The sequence below is a fragment of the Micromonospora kangleipakensis genome (assembly GCF_004217615.1).
Lineage (GTDB): Bacteria > Actinomycetota > Actinomycetes > Mycobacteriales > Micromonosporaceae > Micromonospora > Micromonospora kangleipakensis.
This window is the reverse complement of the sequence record NZ_SHLD01000001.1, coordinates 5,138,829-5,151,466: the sequence shown is the minus strand read 5'-3', so window position 1 is coordinate 5,151,466 and position 12,638 is coordinate 5,138,829. Positions and strand designations below refer to the sequence as shown.

Genomic DNA, 12,638 nt, shown 5'->3' with positions numbered 1-12,638 from the left:
CAGGAACAGCCGCGCGGGGCAGTTACCAAGATCTGCCTCGCCGTCGTCTCCGAGGTGCGTCGATTCCGCCTGCCACGACACGCCTCTTCTACTATCCGCAGATAGTAGGGCAGAATGCGGAAGGTCCTCGCCAGGGGTGAGCGCCATACGGCGCTGTCCGCCCTGCTCCACATCACGGTAGAAGGAGTTCGTGCTGGTGGCTTCCATGCCCCTCCACCATCAGGTCCCGTGTCGCTCGCCCGCACCGTCGGTCGGTGCGCGTCGGTTGATACACCGTCTGCTCACCGTGGTGGCCGCCGTCGCGGTCGGCGCCGGGTTGCTGGCGGCCCCGGCGCACGCGGCGCCATCGGCGGACGAGATCGAGGCGCAGATCGACAAGCAGTGGGAGCAGCTCGAGCCCACCATCGAGGGCTACAACAAGATTCGGGCCCAGCTGAAGGTCAACCAGAAGAAGTCGGCGGACCTTCAGAAGAAGATGGCGCCGCTGGAGCTGCAGTCCGCGTTGGCGATGAACCGGGTGGGGGCTATCGCCGCCCGTCACTACATGCGAGGCCCATCGCAGGAGATCGGCGCCCTGCTGGTGGGCACCAAGCCCGGGACCCTCGCCGAGCAGCTGGTGATCCTCGACCGGCTCGCGGCGCAGCAGCGCCAGGAGATCGCCGGTGTGCTGGCTGTCCGCGACCGGTACAACGCGCAGAAGCAGAAGCTGGACGAGCTGATCGCCACGGAGATCAAGCAGCGGGACGAGCTGGCCGCGAAGAAGAAGCAGATCGACGCCGAGATCAAGCGGCTGACCGCCTCACTGCCCAAGACGACGGTGAAGGTGACGGGCTGCCCCACCATCTCCGGCGTGGTCAGCAGCGCCGCCCAGACGGCGATCCGCGTCGCATGCCAACAGGTCGGCGATCCCTATGTCTGGGGAGCCAATGGTCCGGACGCCTTCGACTGTTCCGGCCTCACCCAGTACGCCTACAAGGCTGCGGGCATCTCGCTCACCCACTTCACCGGCGCGCAGTGGAACGAGGGGCGGCCGGTTTCGCGGGCCGACGCCCGGCCTGGCGACCTGATCTTCTTCTACAGCGACCTGCACCATATGGGGCTCTACCTCGGTAACGGCCTGATGGTGCACGCGCCGCGGGCCGGCAAGCCGGTCAATGTTCTCAGCATCAACTACATGCCCATCGCCGGCTTCCGCCGAGTGACCTGACCGCCAGCCTGTGACGGAGGCTCCCGCCGGGAGCCTCCGTGACCTCTGGAGAGAGGGCCCGATTACGCCTGGTAGGCCAAGTTGATCATCATGCCAGCCTCCGCGTGGTAGATGTTGTGGCAGTGGGTCATCCACTGACCCGGGTTGGTCGCGTCGAACTCCACCGCCACTGTCTGCTTCGGCACGATAATCACCGTGTCCTTCCGCACTCCGGTGTCGGCGACCGCGAACGTGTGCCCGTGTACGTGCATGGGGTGGAACATCGTCGTCTCGTTGACGAACTCCAACCGGACCCGCTCGCCCTGGCCGACCACCAGCGGATCGAGCTTGTCGAAGGTGGCGCCGTTGACGGTCCACTGGTAGGGCATCATCGATCCGCCCAGCACCAGCCGGTGCACACGATCGGCCTGGCGGCGCTCCAGCCGGACGGCATCGGCAGCCCTCAGCCCGCCGGTGAGCAGCACTCGACGGTCCAGTTCCGGGGGGTGGACGGCCCCGCCCGGCGTGGCTCCGGCACTGGTGCGGACCAGGGCCAAGCCCTGGCCGTCCTTGCCCTCTGCGACCGCGACCAGGGGAAAGACGCCGTCGCCCAGTTCCACGGTGACGTCCGCCCGTTCACCCATGCCGAGCACCAGGGCGTCACAGGTCGTCGGGGCGACTGGGAAGCCGTCGGTGTGGGTGACGGTGAGGCGGTGGCTGCCGAGGGCGATCCGGAATGCGGTGTCGGAAGCGGCGTTGACCAGGCGGATCCGCACCCGCTGGCGCGGCCGACCGGTGAACGTCACGGGGGCGGCTGGGGCCCTGCCGTTGATCAGATAGTGCGCGTAGGCGACGTCACCGGCACCACCCAGCACGGGTGAGGTCATGGTCTCCATGGCGCCCATCGACATGCCGGTCATGCCACCCATGCTGCCGTGATCCATGCCGGCCATGTCCCCGTGGCCGCCCATCGACTGCAACGATGCCAACACGTCGTCCGGCGTGCGGCCAATGCCGTCGACCCAGTCGTCCAGCACCACGATCCACTCCTGGTCGTACCGGCCGGCCTCGTGCGGGTCGTCGACGACGAGCACCCCGTAGAGCGCGCGGTCGAGCTGAACGCCGGAGTGCGGGTGGTAGAAGTAGGTGCCCGGGTCGGGGACGGTGAACTCGTAGGCGTGCCTGCCGCCTGCGGCAATCGCCTGTTGGGTCACCCCGGGCACGCCGTCCATGTCGTTGCGCAGCGCGACACCGTGCCAGTGCACGCTCGTCTCGGCGGCGAGACCGTTGGTCACCTCGACCCGGAGCACATCTCCGGCCCGCGCGCGAATCAACGGCCCGGGTGCGGACTCCTGATATCCCCAGGTCTGGACCTGCCGGCCGCCAAGATCGAGGGTGACCGGTCGGGGGTTCAATGCCGCGGACACGGTGCGGCCGCCGGCCCGCCGCCGGGCCGCCTCCGTCCGCGCCACCAGGTCGCCGCCCGGCGCCACGAGCTGCGGGTCGAACATCCCGCCCGCCCAGACGGCGGCACCGGCCGCACCGGCGAGGCCGACCGTTCCGGCAATACCAGCCAACAGCCGCCGGCGGGTGAGGGTGGGGGACATGGCTGCTCCTTCACCTACGAGGAACCCTGCCTGCAGCGTGACCTTTGCCGCCGGCCGGTCACCACGTCCCGCCGCTTTCTTTGGGTTCGTCTCATCACCGGTCTCCTTTCTCGGGGCTGCACCCCCACACTGCTCCCGGCCGTCGCCCTGGCGTCAGCGCCCATCGGCCCTGCTCCCTGGGCCGAAGGTCCTACCCCTGCGGGGTAGTAGTAACAGAAGGCGCTAACTCATAGGGCACTCCGCGTTTGCGCCATACCCCCTAGGGGTATATGTTGTTGGCGGAGGTAGAACCCATGACACGTCACCACACCGGCCACGCCGCCGTCGCGACCGCGCACGACCATTCGCACCGTTCCCACGGGCCACAGGTCGCGCAGCCTCACGAGACGCACTCGGCGGCGCCTCGATCCCCTGAGCACGGCCAACACCACCACGGGGGGCATGCCGGCCACGGCGGCGGGCACGACAAGCACGCCGGGCACGACCCGGAGCAGTTCCGGCGGAAGTTCTGGCTGAGCCTGGCGCTGACCGTGCCGATCGTGGCCACCAGCCACATGGTCATGGACTGGTTCGGCTACACCCTCGACTTCCCCGGCATGACCTGGGTCGGACCTGTCCTCGGATCCCTGGTGTTCGTCTACGGCGGCTGGCCGTTCCTGGTCGGCGGCGTCCGCGAGGTCCGCGACCGGGCGCCCGGCATGATGCTGCTCATCTCGATGGCCATCACCGTCGCGTACGCAGCCTCCCTAGCGACCAGCCTCGGCGCGTTCAGCCTCGACTTCTGGTGGGAACTGGCGGCGCTGGTGACCATCATGCTGCTCGGCCACTGGCAGGAGATGAAAGCGATCGGCCAGGCCCAGGGAGCCCTGGCGGCCCTCGCCGCGCTGCTGCCCGACGACGCCGAACGCCTCGACGACTCCGGCCGACCGCACCCGGTCTCTCTGCGTGATCTGCGGGTCGGCGACGTCGTGCTGGTCCGCTCCGGCGGCCGGGTCCCCGCCGACGGCCGCATCGTCGACGGCTCCGCGGAACTGGACGAGTCGATGATCACGGGGGAGTCCCGTCCGGTGCCACGCGCCGTCGGGGACCGCGTGGTCGCCGGCACCGTGGCCACCGACTCCGCCCTGCGGGTACGCGTCGACGCCATCGGAGAGGACACCGCCCTGGCCGGCATCGGCCGCCTCGTCGCCCAGGCGCAGGCGTCCGCCGGCCGCGCGCAGGTGCTCGCCGACCGGTTCGCCGCCTGGCTGTTCTACCTGGCCACCGCCGCAGCACTGATCACCTTCGGCACCTGGTGGGCACTCGGCGACGTCAACGAAGCCGTGGTCCGCACCGTGACCGTCCTGGTGATCGCGTGCCCGCACGCTCTGGGGCTGGCCATCCCGCTGGTGATCGCACTCTCGACCGCGGTGTCGGCCAAGGCAGGCCTTCTGGTCAAGGACCGCCTGGCCCTGGAGCGCATGCGGGGCGTGGACGCGGTGCTGTTCGACAAGACCGGCACCCTGACCAAGGGCGCCCACACCGTCACCGCCACCGCCGCCACCGCCGGGCTCACCGACGACGAGGTTTTGCGGATCGCCGGTGCGGTCGAGACAGACAGCGAGCACCCACTCGCCCGGGCCCTGGCCAAGGCAGCCCGGGACCGTGGCCCGACCGCGAAGGCCCGAGACTTCCGCTCGCTGACCGGACGTGGCGTCCAGGCCGTCGTCGACGGCACGTCGTACGCCGTCGGCGGCCCCGCCCTGCTGAGGGAACTCGACGCTACCGTGCCCGCCGACCTCGAGGCCGCCAGCGACCGGTGGTCGGCCCGGGGTGCCGCCGTCCTGCATCTCGTGCGGCTACCGGCCGACGGCCGACCGGAGCCGATTGGCGCGTTCGCGCTCGAGGACGAGGTGCGGCCGGAAGCCCGGCAGGCCATCGCCGAGCTGCGCGAGCAGGGCGTGAAGAAGATCGTGATGATCACGGGCGACGCCCGGCCTGTCGCCGAGGCGGTCGCCGCCGACCTCGGCTTCCGGCCCGGCGTGGACGAGGTGTTCGCCGAGGTCCTGCCTGCGGACAAGGATCGCGCGGTGGCCGCGTTGCAGGCGCGGGGCCTGACGGTGGCAATGGTCGGCGACGGGGTGAACGACGCGCCCGCTCTGGCCCGCGCCGACGTCGGCATCGCGATCGGGGCCGGCACGGACGTGGCGATCGAGTCCGCCGGCGTGGTCCTGGCCTCCTCGGACCCGCGCGGGGTTACCGGCGTGATCCGGCTGTCCCGGGCGTCGTACCGGAAGATGGTGCAGAACCTGGCGTGGGCGGCCGGCTACAACGTGGTGGCGATCCCGGTCGCGGCCGGAGCCCTGGCCTGGGCGGGCATCGCCCTCAGCCCGGCGGTCGGCGCCGTCCTGATGTCCGCCTCCACCATTGTGGTGGCGCTCAACGCCCAGCTGCTCCGGCGGGTACGCCTTACTCCCGGACGCGGCTGAGCAGCTGGGACCCTGGCCCGGCCGGCACGCAGCCGGCCGGGCCGATGTCGCCGGTACCGTCCCGACGGCCGCGCGCCGGCCGACAACCTGGCGGTGTCCATCCGGGCCGAGACGCCTACGGGACGGCCCCCTCCGGCTGCGGCGCAGCAATCCGCGCCACCGCCCACGCGCGGCCCGGTGGCGCCACCGACCATCGGTAGGCCACCGTGACGGCCAGGGACAGCGCCACCAGCCACCCCAGAGCCACGATCAGTGCGCCGAGTTCGTCGAACCCGCGCGTCAGCGCGCCGTCGAGCAGCACCCTGACGCCGCCGTAGCCGGGCAACGCCTTCGCCCACGTCGGCGGCTGCGCGCGCAGCATTGGGCTCTGACTGATGCCGAGGTCGAGAAATGGCAGCAGGAAAGCCATGAAGACGCCGCCGACCCGCCCGAAAACCGGCGCGATGAGAGCGCCGACCAGGGCGTACGTGACAGCCACACGGACGTTTCCCGCGGCGTACATCGGCCAGCGGACCGCGTCGAAGACCGACGCCGTGGTGGCCAGCGACACCGCCGTGGCCAGCAACGCCGCGGCGGCGAGCACCCCGAGCCGGCCGGCCAGTAACGCCGCCGGACGCAACCCGGCCAGCGCCGCCCGGCGATCGCCGGCACGGCTGTCCAGCACGGTGAACAGCCCGGCCAACGCCGCCAGCGAGGCGACCGCGATCGGCATCGTCGCCCCGTGCACCTCTGGCATCGGGTACGTCTCGGCCAGCCGCCGGCCGTGCTCGCGCACCGTCACCATGATCGGCTGTTCCGGGGTGATCGCGTCGGCCAACAGAATGAAGATCACCGGGACCGCGACGTAGAGCGCCCACATCGCCGGATTGCGGTACCCGTCCCGCCACGCCGCCCGGGCGGCGCCCGCCAACTGAGCCCACCACCCGCCCGGCCGATGCCCTCGGCGGGCCGTCCCACCCCGGGTTGGGTACCAGCGTTCCGACAGCCGCGCCGATCCCGATGCAGATGACCGCCGCCATGAGCATGCCGACGACCACGTGGCCCGGCCGGTTGACGCCGGTCCGCAGCCCGAGTGTGAGCAACGCGATCGCGCTGACCAGCACCGCCAGCGTCAGCCCGGTGAGGAGCCGGGCCGCGACCATACGCGCCGGCCGCAGCCCGGCGAGCACCACCCGCTGGTCGGTGTCGCGGGTCGCGGCAGTCTGGAAGTACATGCCGATGCCGGCGAGAAACGCCGCCGACCACGCGGCCGTGGCGTCCTCCACCGCCGCGCCGCCGCGGCCACCCAGGATCCGCGCCGCGTCGGCCAATGTCCCCGCCACCACCACCACGAACACCACGGGTACGACGACGAGCAGCAGCAGGTTGACCGGGTTGCGGGCGTAGTCGGCGAGGAACCGCCGCACGAACGCCAGGACGCTCACCGTGGCGCCGCCCGGCCGTTCGTGATGGCCACGATCCGGTCGAACCGCTCCTCGTCCACCACGAAGTGGCTGATGACCAGCGCGGTACGGCCGGCACGCCGACGTTCGTCCACCAGGTCCCAGAACTTCTGGTACGTGTCCCAGTCAAAGCTCGCGTACGGCTCATCGAGCAGCATCAGCTCGGGATCCGGCAGCAGGGCCAGCGCCAGGTTGAGCTGGCAAGCGTCCGGCCGGAGAGCCGTTCGGCCCGGGTGTGGGCGTACCGGTCGAAGCCCAGCTCGTCGTACAGCGACTGCAGCGACTGCTCCGTCTCCTCCTTGGCCATGCCGTAGGCGTGGCCGAAGAGGTCGAAGTGCTCATCGCAGGTCAGCCGCGGATACAGCTGTGGGCTCTGTGGGCAGTAGCCGATCCGCCCGCGGTGCGCGACCGTTCCCGCGTCGGCGCGCAGCGCGCCGACGAGAATCTTCATCAGAGTGCTCTTGCCCGAGCCGTTCTCGCCGATCACCCCGACTACCTGGCCTGGGCGCAGGTCGAGGTCCACCCCGCGCAGCACGGGCTGACGCCGCCGGAACAGTCCTCGACGATAGGACTTGCGCAGGCCGCGGGCCGTCAGCACGGACGCCGCATCTGGTGACTGCCGGCGAAGCGCGGGGTCTTCATCACGGCCGGTCACACGTCACCTCCGTAAACGCGGGGGTGGTGTGAGCGTTCGTGCCGCCCTCAGCTTAGGGGCGATGGGGGAGGGGTGCCGCCGTTACGACAGGGAGGTCTCCAGCGCGTGCCAGCTGGCCCCTGAGTCGCTGCTGCGCCGCACGTCACCCGATCGGGTCGCGACGAAGAGTTGATCCCCATGCACGGTGAACGCAACAGGGGCGTCGGGCGCGGTTCCGCCGGTGGGCGACCAGGTGTCACCGCCGTCGGACGACAGGAGGATCCGCCCGTCCACGCCGATGGCGTAGAGGCGCTCGGCGTCCTGCCAGTGCAGGAGAAGCGCCGGCGGTCCGCCGGATGGCTGCCACGTGCGGCCACCGTCGGTCGAGCGCTGCACGCCGCGTTCGGTGGTCGCGAGGATGATGTCCGCCCGCTTCGGGTCAACGGCGAGGTCGTACGCGTCGATCTGGGAGCGGCTGTCCCAGGTGGTCCGGTCGCTGCTGGCCATCAGCGTCCCGGAGGTGGAGTCCAGGCCGTACGTGATCGCGCCGGTGGTGCGCAGAACGTGGAAATCGGCGTGCCCGGCCAGTAGGAGGGAGTGCCAGCTGTCGCCGCCGTCCCGGCTCTCGATGAGGCCGAGGTGAGCGGGCCCGGGCTGTCCCGGCGCGGGGTGGCCCGAGGCGAGGAATGTGTTCGGGCCGACGACGGCGAAGCCCATGGTGTCCTGGCGTGCGTCGCCCACCAGTGAGGCCTGGTTGTGGGACATGCGCACGACGCCGTGGTGGGTCGCGACGTAGAGCTGTCCGTCGGCGGGGTTGACCGCCAACCCGTGCACGTGGCTCACCGTTGTCGTGGCGGCATGGTGGTCGGTTCCCGCACGATCGCGCCATCGGCTACCGATCAGGACGGCCGCGGTCAGGACAAGGACGGCGACCAGCCCGATCGCCCAGATCCTCCTGTTGGCAGACCTGCCAGGCATCCTGATCTCCTCGTGCGTGGTCCTCTCGGCAGGTGCCCATGGTATGCCATCTACTATGCGCGGTTAGTAGGCGCGTGTCGGGATAGATGGCTCCTGCCCATCTCGGCGCTCGTGCTGTTGGACACAGGAGGGGGTGGGATGCGACAGGTGGCGGTGGACCTGCATCGCACGGCACAGCGTGCGGCGACCCTGGCGTTGGCGGGCGCGATCGGCGCGGCGGCGGCTTTCGTACTTCGCTTCAACCCGACCGACCGGGTCGCTGATCCCACCGGCCCGTGCCTGTGGCATGCGGTTACCGGGATCAACGGCCCGGGCTGCGGCGGAACGCGCATGTTCTACTACATGCTGCACGGCGATCTCGTCGACGCGGCTCGCCGCCACCTGGCCGCCCTCGTCGCCGTCCCCTTCCTCCTCTACGCGGGCGTCCGCTGGGCCGGCATCGCCTGGTTCGGGCGGGAGCTTCCCGCGCTACGGTTGTCGCCCACGCGTCTACTGGGCCTACGGCGTCGCCTTCCTGCTCTACAGCACGGTCCTTCGCAATCTGCCGTGGCCGCCGTTCATGTGGTTCGACATCCCGAACCTGACCCCCTGATAGGCGCGTGCGATCCCGACCCCTCTCGGTGGCATTGGCACCCAACTAGTCTAGGTATGGCATGAAAAGCCCGATGGTGAACGAACCGAGCCTGCGGAGGCAGACGCTTCTGCGGCTGGTGCTGCTCGTCGCTCTGGCGTTCGGCGTGTTCGGGATGCACACCTTCGGCCACCCACCAGACCTCGGATCCTCCGGCGGTGGGTACATGACGACTGCCGCCCACAAGATCGAAACTGTGCCGGCTGCAGAGCAGGGCCACGACGGCTCGCACGGCCACAGCGACGGCCTTCACGCGATCACCGTGTGCCTGGCGGTGCTGGGCGGCGTCCTGGTTCTCAGCTCTCTGTCGGCGCTGCGGCAGCGCCAGTGGGACCTCGCCATGCCGACCGGCGCCCAGCCATGGGCGACGGGCAGGCGTCGAGCTCCGCCTCGCCGCCCGATCGGGCTACATCTCACCGCTGCGTCGGTCCTTCGGACATAGGAAGCGCGCGAATCCGGACTGCCCGGATCGGACGACTCCTTTTCCCGAAACCTAGCGACAAGGACTACGTACCTGATGAAGCAAACCATCCTGCGCCGCAGCGCCCTCGCGGGCGTCGCCCTGTCCGCTCTGCTCGTCACCGCGGCCTGCGGCGGCGGTGACGACACGGCCGGCATGGAGCACGGCAACAGCAGTCCGTCGACGAGCACCTCGTCCTCGGCCAACGCCACCTTCAACGACGCGGACGTGATGTTCGCCCAGATGATGATCCCGCACCACCAGCAGGCGGTCGAGATGGCCGACCTGGCCCCGACCCGGGCGAACGACCCGGAGCTGAAGGACCTGGCTGCCAAGATCAAGGCAGCGCAGGATCCCGAGATCACCACTATGAAGGGCTGGCTGACGGCGTGGGGCAAGCCCACACAGATCCCCAGCAACCACAGCATGCCCGGCGTGAGTTCGGCGCCCGGGCACAACATGCCCGGGATGTCGGCCTCGCCCAGTCATGACATGCCGGGCATGAACTCGGACATGCCGGGCATGATGTCCGAGCAAGAGATGGCGGACCTCGCCGCCGCCAAGGGCACCGCGTTCGACAAGAAGTTCACGGAAATGATGATCGCCCACCACAACGGCGCCATTGAGATGGCCAAGACCGAGCAGGCCAACGGCAGCAACCCCGAGGCCAAGGCGCTCGCCGCCAAGATCGCCTCGGATCAGGCCGCGGAGGTTCAGACCCTGCAGAAGATCCTCGACCGCCTGTAAGCGGCGTCTCCCCGGCCGGGCTCGACGAGGACGTCGAGCCCGGCCGGATGTCCGCCACCTGGCCAACTGGTCCGCCTTGCGCGGCTACTCGGCCTGAGCACACCCGCGCAGCGGCCCCTCGCCACATGGCGAGGGGCCGCTGCGTGTCTCGGCGATCCGGTGACGGACCCCTCCACCGCGGTGACCCGACGATCAGGCCCAGATCACGTGGGTGACGACCATGGTGCCGTCGGCGAAGTGCCGGACGTAGGTGGAGTGCCGGTCGGCGCGCGAGCCGCTGACCAACCTGCCCCAGGACTCGGGGGAGTTGCCGACTGACGCGGTGGCCGGCGAGGAGCCGACCGTGCTGGTCGAGTCGACGTGCGAGTAGATGGTGATCAGCTGGTCGTAGTCGTGCTGGTTGGGGTGCTGGTTGGTGCTGGGGTCGTTGGTGTAGTCCATGCAGGTGCCGAGGTTGGCGTTGTTGAAGTTCTCGTCCTGGTGGTCCAGGCCAAAGGTGTGGCCGACCTCCTGGCAGGTGACGAGGTTGCGCCACGCCGGCGTGTTGTACTGGGCGGTGTTGAAGTAGGTGTCGTTCAGCTTCACGGTGCCCTGGGTGATGTGGGTGCCGCCGGTGACCGAGATCGAGGCGATGCCGAGCCAGCCGTTGTTGCCGTAGGTGGAGTTGCAGACCTCCACCCGGCCGGCGGTCGCCTTGCAGTTCCGGTTGCTCAGCCCGGCCACGACGGTGGTGTTCAGGACGGTCGACTTGCTCCAGTCGGCGGAGGCGCCGGACAGTGCGGAGTCCCACTGGGAGCTGACGTTGTCACCCAGCTTCAGGGTGAACGGGTTGGCGGTGCGCGCCCAGTGGTAGCCGCCCCAGCTGTGGTTGGCGTGGGCGGGCGACGGGAAGGCCAGCAGGGCGAGGGTGGCGGCGCCGGCGGCGGCCAGCAGTTTCTTGTGCATTCCAGCTCCTCTGGGAGTGCCGTTGGGGGTGGGTATGGCATTGACCTGCATCACTTGATACGTCTCATGTGAGCGTGTCCGGACCTTGCAGGAGGCAACTTTTCGCCCTCTGCAAATAGGGACCACCTTCGACGTTCGTCGCGAGCCGGTCGGGCGCTCCTGAGGTATCCGGCCCCTGTGCCCACCAGCCCCGGCACGTCCTGGTGGCCCGGCGGGTCGCCTCACGTACGCTTACGGGCACGAAGGGGGAGCACGTGGCGGAGCTGGGCAAACTCGAATCGACCGTCATGGACGTTCTCTGGCACGCCGACGAACCCGTGCTGGTCAGAGACGTCCTTGAGGCGCTGACCACCGACCGTGCCCTGGCCTACACCACTGTTCTCACGGTGCTCGATAACCTGCACCGCAAGGGCTGGGCCGTGCGGGAGAAGGACGGCAAGGCGTACCGCTACCGGCCGGCCGGCACTCGTGAGCAGATGACCGCCCGCGCGCTGCGCCAGGTGATCGAGACCAGCACCCACCCCGATCTGGTACTCCTGCACTTCGCACGGTCAGCTTCCGACCGCGAACTGCACATTCTCAAGCAGGTGCTTCACGAGCGGGAGTCCGGCGGGTGAGCCTCGCGCTCGCCCTCTTCACCGGCACCGCCGCCGTCGCCTGGTGGGGGCCCGCCGCGTTACGACTGTGCTTTCGCCACGTGGCTGACCCCGTCGCGGTGTTGCTCGGCTGGCTCGGGTTGCTCGTCGCGGTGATCGCCACTTTCGGCCTCGCCATCGCCATGCTTCTCGCCCCGGGGGCCACCCACGAGTGGGCACTGCACGACCTCGCCCGCATCTGCTGGCACTGGACCCGGCCCAGCCGGCCGCCCGCCCTCGACGAGGTTGTCGGGGCAGCGGGGGCGCTGATCATGCTCGCCGTGCTCGCCAAGTTCGCTGCGACGTGTGCCCGCCGGGCACGCAGCGCCCACCGCGCTCGCCGGGCCCACGCGGATCTGCTCACGCTCGCAGGCGGGGCGCCCGACCCCGGCGAGGCGGCGGTGCTGTGGATTCCGCACCCGACCCCGTTGGCCTACAGCCTCGGCGGATCCGGTGGGGTTACGGTGCTGGCCAGCTGCGCCCGTGACCTGCCGGCGGAGCAGCTCGCCGCGGTGCTCAGCCATGAGCGGGCCCATCTGCGCGAGCGCCATCATCTCCTGGTTGCCGTCGTGGAGGGGCTCGCGGCGGCCGTGCCCTGGCTGCCGTTGACCCGGGAAGCGCCGTCGGCCGTCCGTCTGCTCGTCGAGCTGCGTGCGGACGCCGCTGCGGTACGCGAATGCGGCCAGGCGGCCGTGCGAAATGCGCTGCTGACCTTCGCTGGCGCGCCGCATCCGCCGTCCGCTCTGTCGATGGCGGGCGCGGAGGTGGCAATCCGACTGCAACGACTTCAAACGCGCCGTCTGCACGGGCGAGATTTTGCTGCTCGCGCGGTGCTCGCTTCGGTCGCCTTGATCGCACCTGTGAGCGTCGGCCTGCTTGCGGGCATTGTCTCCTGCCTGTAGGCG

At 70.0% G+C, this 12,638-nt stretch carries 14 protein-coding genes; 8 read left to right on the top strand and 6 right to left on the bottom strand.

The annotated features are described in order from the left end of the window. The first annotated feature begins 205 nt into the window (after nucleotides 1-205). Nucleotides 206-1,207: a C40 family peptidase gene (locus EV384_RS24750; protein ID WP_130336939.1), complete on the top strand. Its 1,002-nt coding sequence runs from the start codon at nucleotides 206-208 to the stop codon at nucleotides 1,205-1,207. 62 nt (nucleotides 1,208-1,269) lie between these two features. Here the strand turns inward: EV384_RS24750 and EV384_RS24745 are convergent, their stop codons facing one another. Next, nucleotides 1,270-2,793, bottom strand: coding sequence for a multicopper oxidase family protein (locus tag EV384_RS24745; RefSeq protein ID WP_130336937.1), 1,524 nt, complete (start codon nucleotides 2,791-2,793; stop codon nucleotides 1,270-1,272). Between the two features lie 293 nt (nucleotides 2,794-3,086). Between EV384_RS24745 and EV384_RS24740 the strand changes: the two genes are divergently transcribed. Then, nucleotides 3,087-5,261 (top strand): heavy metal translocating P-type ATPase, encoded by a 2,175-nt coding sequence (locus EV384_RS24740; protein WP_165440068.1) that lies wholly within the window; start codon nucleotides 3,087-3,089, stop codon nucleotides 5,259-5,261. A gap of 115 nt (nucleotides 5,262-5,376) precedes the next feature. Here the strand turns inward: EV384_RS24740 and EV384_RS35555 are convergent, their stop codons facing one another. Continuing rightward, nucleotides 5,377-6,171, bottom strand: a complete 795-nt coding sequence (locus EV384_RS35555; RefSeq protein ID WP_207232454.1) for a hypothetical protein — start codon at nucleotides 6,169-6,171, stop codon at nucleotides 5,377-5,379. Nucleotides 6,172-6,278: 107 nt separating this feature from the next. On the opposite strand from EV384_RS35555, the gene EV384_RS35550 reads away from it, so the two are divergent. Beyond that, nucleotides 6,279-6,647 (top strand): hypothetical protein, encoded by a 369-nt coding sequence (locus EV384_RS35550; protein ID WP_207232453.1) that lies wholly within the window; start codon nucleotides 6,279-6,281, stop codon nucleotides 6,645-6,647. 34 nt (nucleotides 6,648-6,681) lie between these two features. Here EV384_RS35550 and EV384_RS36375 read toward each other — a convergent pair whose 3' ends face one another. From EV384_RS36375 to EV384_RS24725, 3 genes are all read right to left on the bottom strand, one after another. Next, nucleotides 6,682-6,861, bottom strand: coding sequence for a P-loop NTPase family protein (locus EV384_RS36375; protein ID WP_242624273.1), 180 nt, complete (start codon nucleotides 6,859-6,861; stop codon nucleotides 6,682-6,684). Beyond that, a complete protein-coding gene (locus EV384_RS24730) occupies nucleotides 6,861-7,301 on the bottom strand; it encodes an ATP-binding cassette domain-containing protein (RefSeq protein ID WP_242624272.1) in 441 nt (146 codons plus the stop codon). The genes EV384_RS36375 and EV384_RS24730 overlap by 1 nt, the downstream gene beginning before the upstream one ends. Nucleotides 7,302-7,439: 138 nt before the next feature. After that, nucleotides 7,440-8,315 carry a F510_1955 family glycosylhydrolase gene (locus tag EV384_RS24725; protein ID WP_130336933.1) on the bottom strand — a complete coding sequence of 292 codons (876 nt, stop codon included), beginning with the start codon at nucleotides 8,313-8,315 and terminating at the stop codon, nucleotides 7,440-7,442. Nucleotides 8,316-8,453: 138 nt separating this feature from the next. Here EV384_RS24725 and EV384_RS24720 point away from each other — a divergent pair, with 138 nt between their 5' ends. The 3 genes from EV384_RS24720 to EV384_RS24710 all read left to right on the top strand — a co-directional run bounded on the left by EV384_RS24720 (nucleotide 8,454) and on the right by EV384_RS24710 (nucleotide 10,153). After that, a complete protein-coding gene (locus EV384_RS24720) occupies nucleotides 8,454-8,972 on the top strand; it encodes a DUF2752 domain-containing protein (protein ID WP_242624271.1) in 519 nt (172 codons plus the stop codon). Further along, on the top strand, nucleotides 8,969-9,388 hold the full coding sequence (locus tag EV384_RS24715) for a DUF6153 family protein (protein WP_242624270.1): 420 nt from the start codon (nucleotides 8,969-8,971) through the stop codon (nucleotides 9,386-9,388). Before EV384_RS24720 ends, EV384_RS24715 begins: the two co-directional genes overlap by 4 nt. A gap of 75 nt (nucleotides 9,389-9,463) precedes the next feature. After that, the gene (locus tag EV384_RS24710) at nucleotides 9,464-10,153 is read left to right on the top strand and encodes a DUF305 domain-containing protein (protein WP_130336929.1); all 690 of its coding nucleotides are present in this window, start codon (nucleotides 9,464-9,466) and stop codon (nucleotides 10,151-10,153) included. A 192-nt stretch (nucleotides 10,154-10,345) separates the two neighbouring features. On the opposite strand, the gene EV384_RS24705 is transcribed toward EV384_RS24710, so the two are convergent. Further along, nucleotides 10,346-11,098, bottom strand: coding sequence for a zinc metalloprotease (locus tag EV384_RS24705; RefSeq protein ID WP_130336927.1), 753 nt, complete (start codon nucleotides 11,096-11,098; stop codon nucleotides 10,346-10,348). A gap of 254 nt (nucleotides 11,099-11,352) precedes the next feature. On the opposite strand from EV384_RS24705, the gene EV384_RS24700 reads away from it, so the two are divergent. Further along, entirely contained in the window at nucleotides 11,353-11,715 is a 363-nt protein-coding gene (locus EV384_RS24700) for a BlaI/MecI/CopY family transcriptional regulator (protein ID WP_130336925.1), read from the top strand. Continuing rightward, entirely contained in the window at nucleotides 11,712-12,635 is a 924-nt protein-coding gene (locus EV384_RS24695; protein ID WP_130336923.1) for a M56 family metallopeptidase, read from the top strand. The genes EV384_RS24700 and EV384_RS24695 overlap by 4 nt, the downstream gene beginning before the upstream one ends. Nucleotides 12,636-12,638 lie beyond the last annotated feature (3 nt).